General features: G+C 60.0%; 15 protein-coding genes. 13 read left to right on the top strand and 2 right to left on the bottom strand.

Annotated features, from left to right (window positions below; genetic code table 11):
* Window positions 1-53 precede the first annotated feature (53 nt).
* Window positions 54-2,495: a penicillin-binding protein 1A gene (locus QFX16_RS01995; RefSeq protein WP_439900123.1), complete on the bottom strand. Its 2,442-nt coding sequence runs from the start codon at window positions 2,493-2,495 to the stop codon at window positions 54-56.
* A 218-nt stretch (window positions 2,496-2,713) separates the two neighbouring features.
* Here QFX16_RS01995 and QFX16_RS02000 point away from each other — a divergent pair, with 218 nt between their 5' ends.
* The 11 genes from QFX16_RS02000 (at window position 2,714) to hemE (ending at window position 18,530) form a co-directional block, all read left to right on the top strand.
* On the top strand, window positions 2,714-3,778 hold the full coding sequence (locus QFX16_RS02000) for a pilus assembly protein PilM (protein ID WP_283182622.1): 1,065 nt from the start codon (window positions 2,714-2,716) through the stop codon (window positions 3,776-3,778).
* Window positions 3,778-4,344 carry a PilN domain-containing protein gene (locus QFX16_RS02005; protein ID WP_283182623.1) on the top strand — a complete coding sequence of 189 codons (567 nt, stop codon included), beginning with the start codon at window positions 3,778-3,780 and terminating at the stop codon, window positions 4,342-4,344. The genes QFX16_RS02000 and QFX16_RS02005 overlap by 1 nt, the downstream gene beginning before the upstream one ends.
* Window positions 4,341-4,964, top strand: a complete 624-nt coding sequence (pilO, locus tag QFX16_RS02010) for a type 4a pilus biogenesis protein PilO (protein ID WP_283182624.1) — start codon at window positions 4,341-4,343, stop codon at window positions 4,962-4,964. The genes QFX16_RS02005 and pilO overlap by 4 nt, the downstream gene beginning before the upstream one ends.
* Window positions 4,961-5,488, top strand: a complete 528-nt coding sequence (locus tag QFX16_RS02015) for a pilus assembly protein PilP (protein WP_283182625.1) — start codon at window positions 4,961-4,963, stop codon at window positions 5,486-5,488. The genes pilO and QFX16_RS02015 overlap by 4 nt, the downstream gene beginning before the upstream one ends.
* 13 nt (window positions 5,489-5,501) lie before the next feature.
* Window positions 5,502-7,589 carry a type IV pilus secretin PilQ gene (locus QFX16_RS02020; RefSeq protein ID WP_283182626.1) on the top strand — a complete coding sequence of 696 codons (2,088 nt, stop codon included), beginning with the start codon at window positions 5,502-5,504 and terminating at the stop codon, window positions 7,587-7,589.
* 4 nt (window positions 7,590-7,593) lie between these two features.
* Complete coding sequence (aroK, locus tag QFX16_RS02025) at window positions 7,594-8,112, top strand: shikimate kinase AroK (protein WP_010464421.1); 519 nt, start codon at window positions 7,594-7,596, stop codon at window positions 8,110-8,112.
* Window positions 8,113-8,263: 151 nt separating this feature from the next.
* Window positions 8,264-9,364, top strand: coding sequence for a 3-dehydroquinate synthase (gene aroB / locus QFX16_RS02030; RefSeq protein WP_111449365.1), 1,101 nt, complete (start codon window positions 8,264-8,266; stop codon window positions 9,362-9,364).
* A 10-nt stretch (window positions 9,365-9,374) separates the two neighbouring features.
* Window positions 9,375-10,973 (top strand): AAA family ATPase, encoded by a 1,599-nt coding sequence (locus QFX16_RS02035; RefSeq protein WP_283182627.1) that lies wholly within the window; start codon window positions 9,375-9,377, stop codon window positions 10,971-10,973.
* 350 nt (window positions 10,974-11,323) lie between these two features.
* Window positions 11,324-15,769, top strand: coding sequence for a glutamate synthase large subunit (gltB, locus tag QFX16_RS02040; protein WP_283182628.1), 4,446 nt, complete (start codon window positions 11,324-11,326; stop codon window positions 15,767-15,769).
* Between the two features lie 33 nt (window positions 15,770-15,802).
* Window positions 15,803-17,221: an FAD-dependent oxidoreductase gene (locus tag QFX16_RS02045; RefSeq protein ID WP_008149580.1), complete on the top strand. Its 1,419-nt coding sequence runs from the start codon at window positions 15,803-15,805 to the stop codon at window positions 17,219-17,221.
* A 241-nt stretch (window positions 17,222-17,462) separates the two neighbouring features.
* Window positions 17,463-18,530 (top strand): uroporphyrinogen decarboxylase, encoded by a 1,068-nt coding sequence (gene hemE / locus QFX16_RS02050; protein WP_283182629.1) that lies wholly within the window; start codon window positions 17,463-17,465, stop codon window positions 18,528-18,530.
* Between the two features lie 141 nt (window positions 18,531-18,671).
* Here the strand turns inward: hemE and QFX16_RS02055 are convergent, their stop codons facing one another.
* Entirely contained in the window at window positions 18,672-19,946 is a 1,275-nt protein-coding gene (locus QFX16_RS02055) for an MFS transporter (RefSeq protein WP_283182630.1), read from the bottom strand.
* 118 nt (window positions 19,947-20,064) lie between these two features.
* On the opposite strand from QFX16_RS02055, the gene QFX16_RS02060 reads away from it, so the two are divergent.
* Window positions 20,065-20,967 (top strand): LysR family transcriptional regulator, encoded by a 903-nt coding sequence (locus tag QFX16_RS02060; protein ID WP_283182631.1) that lies wholly within the window; start codon window positions 20,065-20,067, stop codon window positions 20,965-20,967.
* Between the two features lie 513 nt (window positions 20,968-21,480).
* The gene (locus tag QFX16_RS02065) at window positions 21,481-21,771 is read left to right on the top strand and encodes a DUF6124 family protein (RefSeq protein WP_283182632.1); all 291 of its coding nucleotides are present in this window, start codon (window positions 21,481-21,483) and stop codon (window positions 21,769-21,771) included.
* The last annotated feature ends 19 nt before the right edge of the window (window positions 21,772-21,790 follow it).

Raw genomic sequence — 21,790 nt, forward strand, 5'->3', positions numbered from 1 at the left:
AAAAAAAGCCCCGCTCTTCTTTCAAAGGCGGGGCTTTTTGCAGCTTCAGGCGATCAGAACAAATCGATCGGCGCCGCTTCATCCGCAGGCAGTGGGCTACCCGGCGCAGTGCCGTTGCCCAGCTCGTTCGCCGACGGTGGCGTGTCTTCGGCCTTGAACAGCTCGAAGTAGGCGCCTGGCGTGCCTGGGGTGGCTGCACGGCCGCTGATCGGGTCGACTCGCAGGCTGAGGATGCCTTCCGGCTCTGCCTGCGTATGAGGCGGCATACCTTTGAGCGCGGCGCCCATGTAGTTCATCCAGATCGGCAGGGCGACGGTACCGCCGAACTCCTTGCGGCCCAGGCTTTCAGGCTGGTCGAAACCGGTCCAGACAGTGGTCACATAATCGGCGTTGTACCCCGAGAACCAGGCGTCCTTGGACTCGTTGGTGGTACCGGTCTTGCCCGCAATGTCGCTGCGGCCCAAGGCCAGGGCGCGGCGGCCGGTGCCGAGTTTGATGACGTCCTCGAGCATGCTGTTGAGGATGAAAGTGGTGCGACCATCGACGATGCGCTCGGCCACGGCCGGCGTTTGTGGCGCTGGCTGGGCAGTCAGCGCTTCGCCCGGGGTTGCGTTGACGGTGAAGGCGTTGGCGGCGACAGGGGCGGCGATGCCGTCGGTGACGACGTTGCCTTTCGGGACGCTCGGCGGGTTGGCGACGAACAGCGTGTCACCATTGCGGCTTTCGATCTTGTCGATGATGTAGGGGCTGATCTTGTAGCCGCCGTTGGCGAAAGTGCTCCAGCCGGTGGCGATTTCCATTGGCGTCAGCGTCGCGGTGCCCAGCGCCAGTGACAGGTTGGGCGGCAGGTCCTGCTTGTTGAAGCCAAAGCGCGTGATGTAATCGATGGTCCTGCCAACGCCCATGGCTTGCACCAACCGGATCGAAACCAGGTTACGCGACTTGTACAGGCCTTCACGCAAGCGGATCGGGCCGAGGAACGTGTTGGTGTCGTTCTTCGGGCGCCAGACCTTGTCCAGGTATTCGTCGACAAACACGATCGGTGCGTCGTTCACCAGGCTGGAGGCGGTGTAGCCGTTATCCAGCGCCGCACTGTAGACGAACGGCTTGAAGCTCGAACCCGGCTGACGCTTGGCCTGCATGGCGCGGTTGTAGTTGCTCTGTTCGAAGGCGAAGCCGCCGACCAGGGAGCGAATGGCACCGTTCTGCGGATCGAGGGAAACCAGCGCGCCCTGAGCCTGGGGGATCTGACTGAATTTCAGCGAGTTGTCCGGCTGGCGCTGCACACGAATCAGGTCGCCGACCTGGGCGACGTCCGAAGGCTGTTTCGGGTTGGGGCCCATGCTGTTGGTGTTCAGGAAGGGGCGCGCCCATTTCATGCTGTCCCAGCCGACATGTTCGTCACCGGTACGGGTCATCACTTGCAGGCCGGTCTTGTCGACCTGGGTGACGATGGCAGGTTCAAGGCTGCTGATGGTGCGCTGTTTGGTCAGCTCGATTGTCCAGGCCTCGCGAGTCTTGCCCGGCAGGCGCGACTCCGGTCCGCGATAACCATGACGCTGGTCGTAGGTCATCAACCCTTCGTGGACCGCGGTGTTGGCCATTTCCTGCAGGTTGCTCGGCACCGTGGTGGTGACGCGGAAACCCTCGGTATAAGCGTCGCTGCCATAACGGCCGACCATTTCGGCGCGGGCCATTTCAGCGATGTACGGCGCATTCACTTCCGGGGTCGGCACGTGATAACTGGCGTTCAGCGGCTCGTTGATCGCGGTGGTGTAATCGGCTTCGGTGATTTTGCCGAGCTTGTACATGCGCCCAAGGATCCAGTCGCGACGTTCCTTGCTGCGCGCCGGGTTGGCCAGCGGGTTAAAGCGCGAGGGGGCTTTTGGCAGGCCGGCGATCATCGCCATCTGCGCGAGGCTGACGTCACGAATCGACTTGCCGTAGTAAACCTGTGCAGCGGCTTCGATGCCGTAGGCGCGGTTGCCCAGATAGATCTTGTTGACGTACAGCTCAAGAATCTCGTCCTTGGTCAGCTGCCGTTCAATCTGCAGGGCCAGGAGAATTTCGGTGGTTTTGCGCGAGAAGCTGCGTTCGCTGGTCAGGAAGAAGTTCTTCGCCACCTGCATGGTGATGGTGCTGCCGCCGGACTGAATGTGTCCGCTTTTTACCAACTGGGTGGCCGCGCGCATCAGGCTGCTGGGGTCGACACCGTAGTGGTTGGCGAAGTTGTCGTCTTCAGCACTTAGTAACGCATTAATGAAATTGGGGGGAATGTCGGCGAACCGGATCGGTGTGCGGCGCATTTCGCCAAATTCTGCGATCAGCTTGTTGTCGCTGCTGTAGACCCGCAAAGGAATCTGCAACTGGATGCTTCTCAGCGCCTCCACGGATGGTAAACCCGGACTAAGGTAGAGAAAGGCGCCGCTAAGACCAAGGAGCAGTCCGCAGAAAACGGCGACGATGGACCAACCGAAAAATTTCAGCAGACGAATCAAGGCTTTTGGACATCCAGGGCAAAGAATGAATTAGGCATCAGGGTTCAGATAAACAGGGAACGACCCGCGCTTGAAGTAAAAACCGGAAAAAAACGCTGGGCATTATAAGCATTTTTCCGTCGGGGGCGTCATTTGCGCTGCTGTCAAGACGGGTGGTTTGAACGCAACGGATATTACAGAGTCCGTAAGACACGGATAGTCATAGGGAATTGGTAGTGCTAGGACTCTTCAATAAAAAGGCCAATACGCTTCTGGGGATCGACATCAGCTCCACGTCGGTCAAGCTTCTGGAGCTAAGCCGCCAAGGCGACCGTTATCGGGTCGAGGCCTATGCGGTGGAACCTTTACCCACCAACGCGGTGGTCGAGAAAAATATCGCCGAGCTCGAAGGCGTAGGGCAGGCACTCGCGCGCGTGCTGCTCAAGGCCAGAACCAACCTCAAGAACGTCGCCGTGGCCGTGGCCGGTTCGGCGGTGATCACCAAGACCATCGAGATGGACGCCGGTCTTTCCGACGACGAAATGGAAAACCAGCTGAAGATCGAGGCCGATCAATACATCCCTTATCCATTGGATGAAGTGGCCATCGACTTTGAGGTCCAGGGCGTTTCTGTGCGCAACCCCGAGCGAGTCAATGTGCTGCTGGCGGCCTGTCGCAAGGAAAACGTCGAGGTCCGGGAAGCGGCCCTGGCCCTGGCCGGTCTGACAGCTCGCGTGGTCGACGTCGAGGCCTATGCGCTGGAGCGTTCCTACGGATTGCTGGCGAGCCAACTGGCTGCTTCTCAGGAGCGTCTGACGGTAGCGGTGGTTGATATCGGCGCCACCATGACCACCCTGAGCGTGCTGCACCAGGGGCGGATCATCTACACTCGCGAGCAATTGTTCGGCGGTCGTCAACTGACGGAGGAAATCCAGCGACGTTATGGCCTGACCCTTGAGCAGGCGGGGCTGGCGAAGAAGCAGGGTGGTTTGCCGGACGATTACGTCAGTGAGGTGTTGCAGCCGTTTCGCGATGCGCTGGTGCAGCAGGTGTCGCGTTCGTTGCAGTTTTTCTTCGCCTCCGGTCAGTACAACTCGGTCGACCACATTCTGTTGGCCGGCGGTACCGCATCGGTCCCGGGGCTGGACCGGTTGATCGAGCAACGATTGGGTACGCCGACGCAGGTGGCTAACCCATTCTCCGACATGACCCTGAGCAGCAAGGTCAACGCCGGTGCCTTGGCCAGCGATGCGCCGGCACTGATGATCGCCTGCGGGCTGGCCCTCAGGAGTTTCGACTGATGGCACGGATCAATCTTTTACCCTGGCGCGAAGAGCAGCGTGAAGCGCGCCGCAAACGCTTTTTGCTGGCGTTGGTCGGTGTGATGGTCGGGGTCGTGGGCGCGGTGCTGATCGCGAACCAGGCCATCAGTGGCGCTATCGATCGGCAAGTGGCTCGTAACGATTACATCGGCAAACAGATTGCCGTGGTCGACGAGCGGATTCAACAGATCAGCGATTTGAAGGCTCGTCGCCAGCAACTGGTCGAGCGCATGCGCATCATTCAGGACCTGCAAGGCAACCGGCCGATCAGCGGGCGTATTTTCGATCAACTGGCGCGGACGCTGCCTGACGGCGTGTATTTCACCGAGGTGAAAATGGCCGGCAAGTCCTTGTCCATCACCGGAGCGGCGGAGTCCAACAATCGTGTGTCAGACCTGATGCGCAATCTGGATGCGTCCGACTGGTTTGATGCGCCCAGCCTCACGGAAGTCAAAGCGACGACCGCCGGTCAACTGGTTCAGGCCAACGTCTTTCAGCTGACCGTTCGTCAAACTCAGCCCGCCGCTGCGGAGGGCGCCAAATGAGGCTGTCTGACTGGTTCGAAGGCCTGCGCAAGATCGACATCAATGACCTGGACACCAATAACATGGGTTCCTGGCCGCCAGCAATCAAGGCACTGGCGGGTATCCTGCTCATGATTCTGGTGCTTTCACTGGGCTACAGTTTTTCCATCAGCGATCTTCAGAGCCATCTCGAACTCAAGCGCGAGGAGGAGTCGACCCTCAAGGAGCAATTCGCCAACAAAGCCCGCATGGCGGCGAATCTGGAGCTGTATACGCAGCAGATGAAGGAAATGGAGAACTCCTTTGGCGTGCTGCTGCGGCAATTGCCCAGTGACACCGAAGTGCCCGGTCTGCTGGAAGACATCACTCGCACCGGCCTGGGCAGTGGCCTGGAGTTCGAAGAGATCAAGCTGCTGCCGGAGAACACGCAGCAGTTCTACATCGAGCTGCCGATCCAGATCACCGTCACCGGTGCCTATCATGACCTGGCCACCTTCGTCAGCGGCGTCGCCGGGCTGCCACGGATTGTCACCCTGCATGACTTCGACCTTGCGCCGGCCAACCCGGAAGGTGGTCCGAAGTTGCGCATGAGCATCCTCGCCAAGACCTACCGCTACAACGACAAGGGGCTGCAAAAATGACCCCGATTCGTTGTTTTTCGATGGTGGTGTTGGTCGCCGGCCTGGCCGGTTGCGGCAGCGACAATGACTTCAGCGACTTGGATGCATACATGAACGAAATGCGTTTGCGTGCGCCCGGCAAGATTGAACCAACGCCGACATTTCGATCTTACCCAACATTCACCTACAGCGCCGCCAACCTGCGAAGCCCGTTTTCCCGACAGATCAGAGTCGATCTGGCCGGCCAGAAACACGGTTCGCGTAACGTCAAACCTGACCCGAATCGGGTCAAGCAGTACCTCGAAGGTTTCAACATCGAGCAGTTTGAAATGGTCGGAACGATCGCCAATGCGACCGGCTCCTTTGCGCTGCTGCGCGGGGCGGGCGGGGTGCATCGGTTGAAAGTCGGCGATTACCTGGGACGTAACGATGGGCGGATCGTCGCCATCAATGGCTCGCAGGTCGATGTGGTCGAAATCGTTCCCGACGGCGAAGGCGCCTGGCTGGAGCGGCCGCGGACCATCCCTTTGAAAGAGCACTCATAGTGGAACTCGAATAATGAACAGGATTTTCTCAACCTTCGGTATTTCGCTATGGATAGCGTTGCTGTCGCCGATGGTACTAGCGGCCAACCTCAAAGCGCTGGATGTCGCCGCGCTACCGGGGGACCGCATCGAGTTGAAGTTGTCGTTCGATGGGCCGCCACCGCCGCCCCATGGTTACACCACCGAATCGCCTGCACGAATTGCGCTGGATCTGCCTGGTGTCGTTAGTCAGCTAAAAAGCAAAAATCGTGACCTGGGCGGCGGAAATGCCCGCAGCGCCACGGTGGTGCAAGCCAAGGACCGTACGCGGCTGATCATCAATCTGACCCAGTTGACGCCGTATAACGCACGGGTCGAAGGCAATACTCTGTTCGTGGTGGTCGGCCAAGGCGCCAACAAAACGGCCTCCAGCCCAGCGCCCAAAACGCCGCGCGCAGCCACTGCAACGCCAGCCCCGGCGAAAGCCTATGCGCCGGTAGGCAAGGCCATTCGGGGTGTGGATTTCCAGCGCGGTACTCAGGGCGAAGGCAATGTGGTCATCGATCTGTCGGATCCCTCCATCGCCCCAGACATTCAGGAGCGCGACGGCAGGATCATCCTCGGTTTCGCCAAGACCCAGTTGCCTGAGCCGTTGCGTGTCCGTCTGGACGTCAAGGATTTCGCCACGCCGGTGCAGTTCGTCAACGCCAGTGCCACGGGTGATCGGGCCACGATCAGCATTGAGCCCAGCGGCGCATTCGATTATTCGACTTACCAGACTGACAACAAGCTGACCGTCAGCATCCGGCCAATGACGGTCGATGACTTGCAGAAACGCAACACCGAACGCTTCGCCTACACCGGTGAAAAACTCTCGCTGAATTTCCAAGACATCGATGTGCGTTCGGTGCTGCAACTGATCGCCGATTTTACCAACCTGAATCTGGTGGCCAGCGACACGGTGCAGGGTGGCATTACGCTGCGTTTGCAGAACGTGCCGTGGGATCAGGCGCTGGATCTGGTGTTGAAAACCAAGGGCCTGGATAAACGCAAGATCGGTAACGTTTTGCTGGTGGCGCCAGCCGATGAGATTTCCGCCCGCGAGCGTCAGGAGCTGGAGTCGCAGAAGCAGATTGCCGACCTGGCTCCCTTGCGTCGCGAGCTGTTGCAGGTCAACTACGCCAAAGCTGCCGATATCGCCAAGCTGTTCCAGTCGGTGACCAGTGCCGAGGCGAAAGTCGACGAGCGGGGCTCGATCACGGTGGATGAGCGGACCAACAACATCATTGCCTACCAGACCCAGGATCGCCTCGACGAACTGCGCCGTATCGTCGCGCAACTGGATATCCCGGTGCGTCAGGTGATGATCGAGGCGCGCATCGTCGAAGCCAACGTCGACTATGATAAAAGCCTCGGCGTGCGCTGGGGCGGTTCGTTGCAGAACAAAGGCAACTGGAACACCTCAGGTGTCAGCAACGGGGCGAATGCTTCATCGACCATAGGTACGCCTGGCAGCACCAGCACCAACTCGCCGTTCGTCGACCTAGGCACCGCCGCCAACACCTCGGGGCTCGGCATCGCCTTCATCACCGACAATGTGCTGCTGGATCTCGAGCTGACGGCCATGGAGAAGACCGGCAACGGCGAAATTGTCTCGCAGCCCAAGGTGGTCACCTCGGACAAGGAAACCGCGAAAATCCTCAAGGGCACGGAGATTCCCTACCAGGAAGCCAGCTCCAGCGGTGCGACCTCGGTGTCGTTCAAAGAGGCCTCGCTGTCTCTGGAGGTGACGCCGCAGATCACTCCGGACAACCGGATCATCATGGAGGTCAAGGTCACCAAGGACGAACCGGACTACCTGAACAAGGTGCAGGATGTGCCGCCGATCAAGAAAAACGAGGTCAATGCCAAGGTCCTGGTCAACGATGGCGAGACCATCGTGATTGGCGGGGTTTTCTCAAATACTCAGAGCAAGGTTGTAGATAAGGTGCCATTTCTCGGTGATGTGCCGTATCTTGGCCGCCTTTTCCGGCGTGACGTGGTTTCGGAGAAAAAATCCGAGCTGCTGGTATTTCTCACTCCGCGTATCATGAATAACCAGGCGATTGCTGTGAGTCATTGATTCTGTGCGAAATTTGATTCTTGTTGGACCGATGGGAGCTGGAAAAAGCACCATCGGCCGGTTGCTGGCCAAAGAGCTGCGCCTGCCATTCAAAGATTCCGATAAGGAAATTGAATTGCGCACGGGCGCCAATATCCCGTGGATTTTCGATAAAGAAGGCGAACCGGGCTTTCGTGACCGCGAGCAGGCGATGATTGCCGAGTTGTGCGGGTGCGACGGCGTGGTGCTGGCGACCGGTGGCGGCGCGGTGATGCGCGAGGCCAATCGTCGGGCGCTGCACGCCGGGGGGCGGGTGGTCTATCTGCATGCGTCTGTCGAGCAACAGGTGGGCCGCACTTCCCGTGATCGCAATCGACCCCTCTTGCGTACTGCCGATCCGGCCAAGACCCTTCGGGATCTGCTGGCGATCCGCGATCCGCTTTATCGGGAAATCGCCGATCTCGTGGTGGAAACCGATGAGCGGCCGCCGCGAATGGTGGTGCTCGATATTCTCGAACGCTTGCAGCAGCTACCTCCCCGTTAAAGCGCGGCGCGAAATGCGCTATCCTCGGCGTCCTGTCATGGCCGCTCAAGGTTGTGGCGGATGGCTACCGAACGGCGTCACAGCAGCAGACGCCGTGGACATTCGTTAACTCAAGGCAGGACGCCTGATTCCATCTTCACTGTGGGGACACATGCAGACACTCAAGGTCGATCTAGGCGAGCGCAGCTACCCGATTCATATTGGCGAAGGTTTGTTGGATCAGCCTGAGCTGCTGGCCCCGCATATCCGCGGACGGCAAGTGGCGATCATCTCCAACGAGACCGTTGCGCCGCTCTATCTCGAGCGTCTGACCCGCAGCCTTGCACAGTTCTCGGTGGTTTCCGTGGTGCTGCCGGACGGCGAAGCGTTCAAGACCTGGGAAACCCTGCAACTGATTTTCGACGGTCTGCTGACCGCGCGACACGACCGCCGTACCACGGTCATCGCCCTCGGTGGCGGCGTGATTGGTGACATGGCCGGTTTTGCTGCCGCCTGCTACCAGCGGGGTGTCGATTTCATCCAGATCCCGACCACGTTGCTGTCGCAAGTCGACTCATCGGTGGGCGGCAAGACCGGGATCAACCATCCGCTGGGCAAGAACATGGTCGGCGCTTTCTATCAGCCGAATGTGGTGCTGATTGATACCGCCACCCTCAATACCCTGCCGGCCCGCGAACTGTCCGCCGGGCTCGCTGAAGTCATCAAATACGGGCTGATCTGCGACGAGCCGTTCCTGACCTGGCTTGAAGAAAACGTCGATCGCCTGCGCGCCCTGGACCAGGTCGCCCTGACTTACGCCATCGAGCGCTCTTGCGCGGCCAAGGCTGCGGTGGTGGGTGCCGACGAACGGGAGACCGGTGTTCGCGCCACGCTCAACCTGGGTCACACCTTCGGCCACGCCATCGAAACCCACATGGGCTATGGTGTCTGGCTACATGGTGAGGCGGTTGCTGCTGGCACCGTAATGGCCTTGGAAATGTCCGCGCGCCTGGGCTGGATCAGCGAACAAGAGCGCGATCGCGGCATTCGTCTGTTCCAGCGTGCCGGCCTGCCGGTTATCCCGCCTGAAGAGATGACTGAAGCCGATTTTCTCGAACACATGGCAATTGACAAGAAAGTGATCGACGGTCGTTTGCGCCTGGTGCTGCTGCGCCACATGGGCGAAGCGGTGGTGACCGACGATTATCCGAAAGAGGTTTTACAGGCCACGCTGGGAGCGGATTACCGCGCTCTGGCTCAGCTTAAAGGTTAATAAGATCCCGATGACTAGTTTGCACGCCGACGAGGCTTTCCTCGGCCATTACCAGTTGAGTCATGACCCTTTTTCTCCACGGGTGCCTGGCTTCAAATTCTTCCCGGCCCAGCGCAAACCGGTGCTGGGGCAACTGCATCACCTGGCACGCTACAGTCAGTTGCTGCTGGTCGTCACCGGCCCGCAAGGCAGTGGCAAGACGCTGTTGCGTCAGGCCCTGGTGGCCAGCACCAACAAACAATCGGTGCAGAGCGTGGTGGTTTCCGCCCGTGGCGCCGGTGATGCGGCCGGCGTGCTGCGTCAGGTGGCTCAGGCGCTGAACGTCGCCCAGCCCGAGATCGGCGCGATTCTGGCTCAAGTGGTGCAGCTTGCACTGACGGGGCAGGAAGTCTATTTGCTGGTGGATGACGCCGAGCAACTCGACGAGTCCGCGCTGGAAGCCTTGCTCGCCCTGGCCGCCGGTGCACCGGAAGGTCGCCCGCATGTGTTCCTGTTCGGTGAGTCGTCGCTGATTGCTCAACTGGAGGCGCTGAGCCTCGAGGAAGAGCGTTTCCACGTCATCGAATTGCAGCCTTACACCGAAGAAGAAACCCGCGAATATCTGGACCAGCGGCTCGAAGGCGCCGGCCGGGGTATCGAACTTTTCACTGCGGATCAGATCTCTGATATTCACGAAAGCTCCGACGGTTGGCCTGGCACCATCAACCAGGTTGCCCGCGATGCAATGATCGAAGCCATGATTGCCAGCCGCTCAGCGGTGAAGCGTCCAAGTATGGGGTTCAACATGCCGAAGAAACACGTATTGGCGATTTCCGCCGTTGTCGTGGTCGCGGTAGCCGCCGCCTGGTTGATGCCGGGTCGCAGCAAAGCACCGACCACTGGCGCACCTGCCAACGAACAGGCGCAACTGCCGCTCGGCCAGGGCACGCCACAACCTGACAGCGGCGGCGCGCCTGCCGTCGAATTCGCCGGTAACTCGCAACCGATGCCATTGCCGCTGGTCGGCAACTCGCAGCCGGTCATGCGCGGTCCGTTGGCTGAAGCCGCCGGTGGCATCACCGAAGGCGATGACGGCGTGCCGGTCGAAGGTTCGAGCGCTACGCCGCCGACCGTGACCACCACCGCGCCGCCTGCGGGCATCCAGCCTGGCCCGGCACCGACACCTGCCGCCAAGCCTGTACCTGCTCCGACTCAGGTCGCGACTGCCAAGCCAGTCCCGGTGGCGCCTGCCGTGAAGCCAGCTCCAGTGCCAGCCAAACCAGCCGCCGCCACCGCTGCCGCCAAACCTGCCGAGAAACCAGCCACCGTGGCCAAGGCCGCCGGTGGCACCTGGTACGCAGGGCAGGCGCCGGGTAACTACGTGGTGCAGATCCTCGGCACCAGCTCTGAAGCGGCCGCGCAATCCTTCGTCAAGGAGCAGGGCGGCGAGTACCGTTATTTCAAGAAAGTCCTCAACGGCAAGCCGCTTTACGTCATCACTTACGGTAACTTCGCCAACCGCGATGCAGCCGTTACCGCCATCAAGGCCTTGCCAGCGAAGGTTCAGGCTGGTAAACCTTGGCCTCGCACTGTCGCCAGCGTCCAACAGGAACTGGCAACAACTCGCTGAAGATTCGGCGGCCTTACCCAGGCCGCCTCTCCCGGCACCTCAAAATTTCTACAAGTGCATGCCGCCTCTACAGGCCGCGTGCCTTGTGGTGTCTGCGTCACAGTAGTCTTTGAGTCGTTGCGGTCAAAATTAAAAAAGTTTTGACTAGCACAGCATATCGCTTTAAACCTTTCACAAATGCGACATAGATTTGCGACAGATCGTCGTCAAATTTGTGAGCCTCTGTGTCGGTGTGTACAATGACCTCCCTTTTGCCCCCGCAAAGCTGGCGTACGTTCGGCGCGGATGGTAAGTGGTTGAATTGAAAAGAAATTTGCCTCGACAAGAGGCAGCCTGGTGAGAAAGTGTCTATGAAAGCAGGTCTGTACCAACCAGATGAATTCAAGGATAACTGCGGTTTCGGCCTGATAGCCCATATGCAGGGCGAGCCCAGTCATACCCTTTTGCAAACGGCCATTGAGGCCCTGACCTGCATGACCCACCGCGGTGGGATCAACGCCGACGGCAAGACCGGTGACGGTTGCGGTCTGCTGATTCAAAAGCCGGATGTGTTCCTGCGAGCCATCGCCCAGGAAACCTTCGGCGTCGAACTGCCCAAGCAATATGCCGTGGGCATGGTCTTCTTCAACCAGGACCCGGTCAAAGCCGAAGCCGCTCGCGAGAACATGAACCGCGAGATCCTCGCTGCTGGCCTGACCCTCGTCGGCTGGCGCAAAGTGCCGATCGACACCAGCGTCCTTGGCCGCCTGGCCCTTGAGCGCCTGCCGCAGATCGAACAGGTGTACATCGGCGGTGAAGGCCTGAGCGATCAGGACATGGCCGTCAAACTGTTCACCTCCCGTCGTCGCTCGTCCGTGGCCAACGCCGCCGACGCCGATCACTACGTCTGCAGCTTTTCGCACAAAACCATCATTTATAAAGGCCTGATGATGCCGGCGGATCTCACCGCCTTCTATCCAGACCTCAGCGACCAGCGCCTGCAAACCTCGATTTGCGTGTTCCACCAGCGCTTCTCGACCAACACTCTGCCGAAATGGCCGCTGGCTCAGCCGTTCCGCTTCCTCGCCCACAACGGCGAGATCAACACCATCACCGGCAACCGCAACTGGGCCGTGGCTCGTCGCACCAAGTTCACCAATGATCTGATGGACCTGGAAGAACTCGGCCCGCTGGTCAACCGCGTCGGTTCCGACTCCTCGAGCATGGACAACATGCTTGAATTGATGGTCACCGGTGGTATCGACCTGTTCCGTGGCGTGCGGATGATCATTCCGCCTGCGTGGCAGAACGTCGAAACCATGGACCCGGACCTGCGTGCGTTCTACGAATACAACTCGATGCACATGGAACCGTGGGACGGCCCGGCCGGCGTGGTAATGACCGACGGTCGTTACGCGGTGTGCCTGCTCGACCGTAACGGTCTGCGTCCCGCGCGTTGGGTCACCACCAAGAACGGTTTCATCACCCTGGCCTCGGAAATCGGTGTCTGGAACTACCAGCCTGAAGACGTGATCGCCAAGGGCCGCGTTGGCCCGGGTCAGATCTTCGCCGTGGACACCGAAACCGGCCAGATCCTCGACACCGATGCGATCGACAACCGCTTGAAGTCCCGTCATCCGTACAAGCAATGGCTGCGCAAGAATGCCCTGCGCATTCAGGCGACCATGGAAGACAACGACCACGGTTCGGCGTTCTACGACGTCGACCAGCTCAAGCAGTACATGAAGATGTACCAGGTCACTTTCGAAGAACGTGATCAGGTGCTGCGTCCGCTCGGCGAGCAAGGTTACGAAGCCGTTGGCTCGATGGGCGATGACACGCCGATGGCCGTGCTGTCCCAGCGCGTGCGCACGCCGTACGACTATTTCCGCCAGCAGTTCGCGCAGGTCACCAACCCGCCGATCGACCCGCTGCGTGAAGCCATCGTCATGTCGCTGGAGATCTGCCTCGGTGCCGAGCGCAATATCTTCCAGGAGTCGCCGGAACACGCCTCGCGCGTGATCCTCAGCTCGCCGGTCATTTCCCCGGCCAAGTGGCGCTCGCTGATGAACCTCGATCGTCCGGGCTTCGAGCGCGCGATCATCGACCTCAACTACGACGAAAGCGTCGGCCTCGAAGCGGCGATCCGCAACGTCGCCGATCAGGCTGAAGAAGCTGTGCGCTCCGGCCGTACCCAGGTCGTGTTGAGTGACCGTCACATTGCCCCGGGCAAGTTGCCGATCCACGCTTCCCTGGCCACCGGCGCGGTGCACCACCGCTTGACCGAAAAAGGCCTGCGTTGCGACTCCAACATCCTCGTGGAAACCGCGACGGCTCGCGACCCGCACCACTTCGCCGTGTTGATCGGTTTCGGCGCCTCGGCGGTCTATCCGTTCCTGGCTTACGAAGTGCTGGGCGACCTGATCCGCACCGGTGAAGTGCTGGGCGACCTCTATGAGGTGTTCAAGAACTACCGCAAAGGCATCACTAAAGGTCTGCTGAAGATCCTGTCGAAGATGGGTATTTCGACCATCACGTCGTATCGCGGCGCGCAGCTGTTCGAAGCCATCGGCCTGTCCGAAGAAGTCTGCGACCTGAGCTTCCGTGGTGTACCAAGCCGCATCAAAGGTGCGCGTTTCGTCGACATCGAAGCCGAGCAGAAAGCCCTGGCTACTGAAGCCTGGAGCCCGCGCAAGCCAATCCAGCAGGGCGGGTTGCTGAAGTTCGTCCACGGTGGCGAATATCACGCGTACAACCCGGACGTGGTCAACACCCTGCAAGCCGCTGTGCAGCAGGGCGACTACAGCAAGTTCAAGGAGTACACGGCGCTGGTGGACAACCGTCCGGTGTCGATGATCCGCGACCTGTTCAAAGTCAAAACCCTGGACACGCCGCTGGACATCAGCGAGATCGAACCGCTGGAATCGGTGCTCAAGCGCTTTGACTCCGCGGGCATCTCCCTCGGCGCCTTGTCGCCGGAAGCTCACGAAGCCCTGGCCGAAGCCATGAACCGCCTCGGTGCGCGTTCCAACTCCGGCGAAGGCGGCGAAGACCCGGCGCGTTACGGCACCATCAAGAGCTCAAAAATCAAGCAAGTGGCGACCGGCCGTTTCGGTGTGACCCCGGAATACCTGGTCAACGCTGAAGTGCTGCAGATCAAAGTCGCTCAGGGCGCCAAGCCCGGCGAAGGTGGTCAGCTGCCAGGTGGCAAGGTCAACGGTCTGATCGCCAAGCTGCGTTATGCAGTGCCGGGCGTGACCCTGATCTCGCCTCCACCGCACCACGACATCTATTCGATCGAAGACTTGTCGCAGCTGATTTTCGACCTGAAACAAGTCAACCCGAAGGCTCTGGTCTCGGTGAAACTCGTAGCAGAAGCAGGCGTCGGCACCATCGCCGCCGGTGTGGCCAAGGCCTACGCGGACTTGATCACCATCTCCGGCTACGACGGCGGCACCGGTGCATCGCCGCTGACCTCGATCAAATACGCGGGCGCTCCGTGGGAACTCGGCCTGGCCGAAACCCACCAGACTCTGCGCGGCAACGACCTGCGCGGCAAAGTGCGGGTACAAACCGACGGCGGCCTGAAAACCGGCCTCGACGTGATCAAGGCTGCCATCCTCGGCGCTGAAAGCTTCGGCTTCGGCACCGCGCCAATGATCGCCCTGGGTTGCAAATACCTGCGTATTTGCCACCTGAACAACTGCGCCACCGGCGTCGCGACTCAGAACGAGAAGCTGCGCAAGGATCACTACATCGGGACCGTCGACATGGTGGTGAATTTCTTCACCTATGTCGCCGAAGAAACCCGTGAGTGGCTGGCCAAGCTGGGCGTGCGCTCCCTCGAAGAGCTGATCGGCCGTACCGATCTGCTGGACATCCTCGAAGGCCAGACCGCCAAGCAGCAACACCTGGACCTGACGCCATTGCTGGGCAGCGATCACATCCCGGCAGACAAGCCTCAATTCTGCCAGGTCGACCGCAACCCACCGTTCGACAAAGGCCTGCTGGCCGAAAAAATGGTCGACATGGCCACCTCGGCCATCAACGACATGAGCGGCGCTGATTTCGCCCTGGATATCTGCAACTGCGACCGTTCGATCGGCGCGCGGATCTCCGGTGAAATCGCTCGCAAACACGGCAACCAAGGCATGGCGAATGCGCCGATCACCTTCCGCTTCAAAGGGACGGCCGGTCAGAGCTTCGGTGTGTGGAACGCTGGCGGCCTGAATATGTACCTGGAAGGCGACGCCAACGACTACGTCGGCAAAGGCATGACCGGCGGCAAACTGGTCATCGTTCCGCCGAAGGGCAGCGTCTACAAGACTCAGGACAGTGCCATCATCGGCAACACCTGCCTGTACGGAGCCACTGGCGGCAAGCTGTTCGCGGCCGGTACCGCGGGCGAACGTTTCGCGGTGCGTAACTCCGGTGCTCACACCGTGGTTGAAGGCACTGGCGATCACTGCTGCGAGTACATGACCGGTGGTTTCGTCTGCGTGCTGGGCAAGACCGGTTACAACTTCGGCTCAGGCATGACCGGCGGTTTCGCCTACGTGCTCGACCAGGACAACACTTTTGTTGACCGGGTCAACCATGAACTGGTGGAAATCCAGCGGATCAGCGGTGAGACGATGGAAGCCTATCGCAGCCACCTGCAACGCGTGCTGAACGAATACGTCGCGGAAACCGACAGCGAGTGGGGCCGTAACCTCGCTGAAAACCTCGACGACTATCTGCGTCGTTTCTGGCTGGTCAAGCCCAAGGCTGCCAACCTGAAATCGTTGCTTTCCAGCACCCGTGCCAACCCGCAGTGATATGCGCCTGAAGAGTTTGATGAGGTTTTAACAATGGCTGAACGTCTGAATAACGACTTCCAGTTCATCGATGTCGGGCGCAAAGATCCGAAGAAGAAACTGTTGCGTCAACGCAAGAAAGAGTTCGTGGAGATCTACGAACCCTTCAAACCCCAGCATTCGGCCGATCAGGCCCACCGCTGCCTGGGTTGCGGTAACCCGTATTGCGAATGGAAGTGCCCGGTGCACAACTTCATTCCAAACTGGCTGAAGCTGGTGGCCGAGGGCAACATTCTTCAGGCCGCCGAGCTGTCGCACCAGACCAACACCCTGCCGGAAGTGTGCGGCCGGGTGTGCCCGCAGGATCGTCTGTGCGAGGGTGCCTGCACCCTCAACGACGGCTTCGGCGCGGTGACCATCGGTTCGGTCGAGAAGTACATCACCGACACCGCGTTCGCCATGGGCTGGCGCCCGGACATGTCCAAGGTCATACCGACCGGCAAGCGTGTTGCGGTGATCGGCGCAGGCCCGGCGGGCCTGGGCTGTGCCGACGTGCTGGTACGCGGCGGCGTGACCCCGGTGGTGTTCGACAAGAACCCGGAAATCGGCGGTCTGCTGACCTTCGGCATCCCCGAGTTCAAGCTGGAAAAGACCGTGCTGAGCAATCGCCGCGAAGTCTTCACCGGCATGGGCATCGAGTTCCGTCTGAACACCGAAGTGGGCAAGGACGTGACTGTCGAGCAACTGCTCGAAGAATACGATGCCGTGTTCATGGGCATGGGCACCTACACCTACATGAAGGGCGGCTTTGCCGGTGAGGATTTGCCGGGCGTGCATGACGCGCTGGATTTCCTGATCGCTAACGTCAACCGCAACCTGGGCTTTGAAAAGTCGCCGGAAGATTTCGTCGACATGAAAGGCAAAAAGGTGGTGGTACTGGGTGGCGGCGACACGGCGATGGACTGCAACCGTACTTCGATTCGCCAGGGCGCCAAGTCGGTGACCTGTGCTTATCGTCGTGACGAAGCGAACATGCCGGGCTCGCGCAAAGAGGTGAAGAACGCCAAGGAAGAAGGCGTGAAATTCCTCTACAACCGCCAGCCGATCGCGATCGTCGGTGAAGACCGCGTCGAAGGCGTGAAGGTGGTCGAGACCCGTCTCGGCGAACCGGACGCCCGTGGCCGTCGCAGCCCCGAGCCGATCCCGGGTTCCGAAGAGATCATCCCGGCCGACGCCGTGGTCATCGCGTTCGGTTTCCGTCCGAGCCCGGCGTCGTGGTTCGAACAGCACAGCATCCAGACCGACAGCCAGGGCCGCGTTGTGGCCCCGGAGCAAGGTCAGTACAAGCACCAGACCAGCAACCCGAAAATCTTCGCCGGTGGCGACATGGTTCGCGGTTCTGACCTGGTGGTAACGGCGATCTTCGAAGGCCGCAATGCCGCCGAAGGGATCCTGGATTACCTGGGCGTTTAACCACACGACGGAAAAACCTGTGGGAGCGAGCCTGCTCGCGATAGCGGTAGATCAGTCAGCAGAGATGTTGAATGTGAAGCCCTCATCGCGAGCAGGCTCGCTCCCACATTGGTTTCAGGGTGTTACCAAGAACGGTATTCCATTGCGACAAATTGACCCGATAGACAAAAGGCACGGCTCTTGCCGTGCCTTTTGCGTCGCGCTCTGAGAAAATGCCCGCACTTTTTTTCCGGATGCCGACATGACTGCCCTGAAGAACGACCGTTTCCTTCGCGCCCTGCTCAAGCAACCCGTAGACGTCACGCCTGTCTGGATGATGCGTCAGGCCGGTCGCTACCTGCCGGAATACCGCGCCAGCCGTGCCAAGGCCGGCGACTTCATGAGCCTGTGCATGAACCCGGAGTTCGCTTGCGAAGTCACGATGCAGCCGCTCGACCGCTACCCACAACTGGACGCGGCGATCCTGTTCTCCGACATCCTGACCATCCCCGATGCCATGGGCCAGGGCCTGTACTTCGAAACCGGTGAAGGTCCGCGCTTCAAGAAAGTCATCAGCACCCTGGCTGACATCGAAGCTCTGCCGATTCCTGATCCGCACAAAGACCTCGGCTACGTCATGGACGCGGTCAGCACCATCCGCCGCGAACTGAACGGCCGCGTGCCGCTGATCGGCTTCGCCGGCAGCCCATGGACCCTGGCCACCTACATGGTCGAAGGCGGCTCGTCGAAAGACTACCGCAAGACCAAAACCATGCTCTACGACAACCCGCAAGCCTTGCACCTGCTGCTGGACAAGCTCGCGCAGACGGTCACCAGCTACCTCAACGGCCAGATCATGGCCGGGGCGCAAGCGGTGCAGATCTTCGATAGTTGGGGCGGCAGCCTTTCGGCGGCGGCGTACCAGGAGTTCTCCCTGGCTTACATGCGCAAAATCGTCAGCGGCCTGATCCGTGAACACGAAGGTCGCAAAGTGCCGGTGATTCTGTTCACCAAGAACGGCGGCCTGTGGCTCGAAAGCATTGCCGACGCAGGCGCTGATGCGCTCGGCCTGGACTGGACCTGCGACATCGGCAACGCCCGTGATCGCGTCGGCAGCAAAGTCGCCCTGCAAGGCAACATGGACCCAACCGTGCTGTATGCCAAGCCAGAAGCCATTCGCACCGAAGTCGGCCGCATCCTCGCCAGCTACGGCAAAGGCAGCGGCCACGTGTTCAACCTCGGCCATGGCATCACGCCTGAAGTCGACCCGGAACACGCTGGCGCCTTCCTGCGCGCGGTGCATGAACTGTCGGCGCAGTATCACGAGTGATGTGACGGACTAACCAACACCCGACTTCTCTGTGGGAGCGAGCCTGCTCGCGAAGGCGGTCTGTCAGCCAACGTCTCTGTTGGATGTGCCGGCCTCTTCGCGAGCAGGCTCGCTCCCACAGTTGTTTGTGGTGGAGCGAATTCAGGCCTTCACATTCTCTAACGGTGGCAACTTCGCCAGTTTCAACGCCACCAGCAGCGCAATCACCAGTAACCCGCCAATGAACAGCCCGATCCCATTCCATCCACCCATGTGCCAGAACACCCCGCCCGCCGTCCCGGCGATGCTCGACCCGGCGTAATAGCTGAACAGATAAAGCGAAGACGCTTGCCCCTTTGCCTTGATCGCACGACGCCCAATCCAGCTGCTCGCCACCGAATGGGCGCCGAAGAAGCCAAAGGTAAAGATCAACATGCCGATGATCACCACCGGCAGCGGCGTGAACATGGTCAGGGCGAGGCCGGCGATCATCAGCAGGATGGTCGCCCAGAGCACTTTGCGCCGGCCGAGTTGGTCGGCCAGGGCTCCGATTTTCGCCGAGCTGTAGATGCCCGACAGGTACACCACTGAAAGCAGCCCGACGAACGCCTGATCCATGTGATACGGCTCGGCCAGCAAGCGATAGCCGATGTAGTTGAACAGCGTGACGAACGCACCCATCAGCACAAAGGCTTCGAGGAACAGCAGCGGTAGGCCGGCGTCGCGAAAGTGCATGGTGAAACCGTCCAGCAAGCTGCGCGGATGCAGCGAGCGCGAGCGGAAGTTGCGCGACTCGGGAAGGATCTTCCAGAACACCGCTGCGGCAATCAGCGCCAGGCCACCGATGACCAGCATCGCCGTATGCCAGCTGACGAAGTCGATCAATACTCCGACAATTAATCGTCCACACATGCCGCCGATGGCATTGCCGCCGATGTACAAGCCCATGGCCAGACCGATGTGCTGTGGATGGATCTCTTCGCTCAAGTAAGTCATGGCGACTGCTGCCAGACCGCTTAATGACAGCCCTATCAGCGCCCGCATCACCAGCACGCCGTGCCAGCTCGGCATCATTGAACTGGCAATTGTGCAGAGCGCGGCGGCGAACAGCGCGGCGACCATCACCGGTTTACGCCCGATGCGGTCGGAGATGGGGCCGGTGATCAGCAGACCAATGGCGAGCATGCCGGTGGCGACCGACAGGATCAGGCTGCTCTGGGCCGCATTGATGGAGTACTCATGGGACAGCAGCGGCATCATCGGCTGCACGCAATAGAGCAGAGCAAAGGTCGCGAAGCCGCCGGAGAATAGTGCCAGCACCGTGCGCATGAACATCGGCGTGCCCTTTTCGATATAGATCTCCTTTAGTTCGGCGACAACATCGTCAACCGCTGCGGGCGGAACTTCATGGGCAAGTGGAGCGACAGCAGTTTTCACTTCGGACCTCGGAGGACGCAGCCGGTCAGGCAATGAAAAAAGCATATAGCTGCCTAATGATTCAATCCAATATATTGTTCGACCTGTTTGATAGGTTTAACGACCTAATGGAGTTTTCATGGAATTGCGTCACCTGCGCTACTTCATTGCTGTTGCCGAAGAACTGCACTTCGGCCGCGCTGCCCAGGTACTGGGCATCTCGCAACCGCCGCTGAGTCAGCAGATTCAGGCGCTGGAGCAGGAGGTGGGCGCGCGATTGTTCGAGCGCACCAATCGTCGGGTCGAGCTCAGTGAAGCCGGCCGGCTGTTTCTGGAAGAGGCGCGGCTGGTGTTGGCGCAGGTCGACAAGGCGACGGATGTTGCACGGCGGGCGCAGTTGGGTGAGCTGGGTGAACTAAAGATTGGCTTCACCTCCTCAGCTCCCTTCAACTCGACCATCCCTCAGGCGATTTTTTCGTTTCGCCAACGATTCCCGGCGGTGCACCTGAACCTGCGGGAGATGAGCAGCACCCAGGTCGCGGATGCGTTGGTGGATGAGTCGATTGAAGTCGGGATCATGCGGCCGCTTGGGTTGCCGGACTCGCTCAGCGTGGTGGAGCTGATGCGTGAGCCGCTGGTGGCGGTGCTCAGTTCGAAGCATCCGTTAGTGACCGATAGTGAGGAAGGCTTGTTTCTGTCAGCTCTGGCCCTCGAACCCTTCGTATTTTTCCCACGCAGTTATGGCAGTGGTCTGTATGCACAATTGCTCAGCCTGGCCCGGGATGCCGGTTTCAGTCCGCACTTCGCGCAAGAGGCTGGCGAGGCGATGACGATTATCGGGTTGGTGGCGGCGGGGCTGGGTGTATCCGTGCTGCCGGCGTCTTATCAGCGGATGCGCATCGAAGGGGTGGTCTATCGGCCGCTGCTCGATCCAGAGGCGGTGTCGGCGGTCTGGCTGGTGCAGCGCAAGGATCAGAAGTCGCCGATGGCCAAGGCGTTTGTGGAGTTGTTGACGCGTAAGGTTGAGCCGCTGAAGGCGTGACTGCTTCGCAGTCAATCGCGAGCAGGCTCGCTCCCACAGTGGATGGGAGGTGGAACAAAAATCGGTTCACACCGCAAATCCCTGTGGGAGCGAGCCTGCTCGCGATTGACTGCGGGTTCACCAAAAAAGGTGCAGTTGCCTATGCCATAGCGGACGCTTCGCTGAAGGATGTAGGACATTTCCGAACTACCTTGAACGGGCCACAGCGCCTTGCGGCATTGCCTACAACTACTCCAGAATCCGCCGGCTTGTGCGATTTGGGGGCCATCGGTAACTTCGTTCGCATCACTGATTTCCAGTGATCGGGTTTAGTAGCCCGGTTTTCCTTCCCAAACGAATGCACAAGCGTCGTTCAGTCAGGCATACACCTGCATTTGATGGTAGCTGTGCGCATGGCGCCCTTGGGTGCGCCGGATTTGGGTCGGTGTCCGGTCTACTAACTTGCGCACAGCTGCCACCCTTCCGTTTAGTAGCGAGACAGGTTGCGGCACTACTGACAGGAAGACCTTCCCAATGTTCAAGCCAACTCCGAACCCGCCGAATTCCGATCCGGTCACTCCATCCGAATCAACAGATTCCGAAACACGCCAACCAAGCAAAATCTTCCTCATCGCCCCCGATATCGACAACCAAACTTTGCTGGAATACGCCTGTGAATCCCTGGCATCAGCGAACGTCATGGCGAGTGATTTCGCGAGGTATCTGGAAGGATCGCAGTGCAACACACTGCTGGGGATTCAACAGTCGATCATGCTGGGAGAATTGGCGGTGAACCGGGTGCTGGATAACCTCGATCCACCCTAGTGGATACCTTGAACATCAA

Origin of the sequence: Pseudomonas svalbardensis (assembly GCF_030053115.1) — a bacterium.
Lineage (GTDB): Bacteria > Pseudomonadota > Gammaproteobacteria > Pseudomonadales > Pseudomonadaceae > Aquipseudomonas > Aquipseudomonas svalbardensis.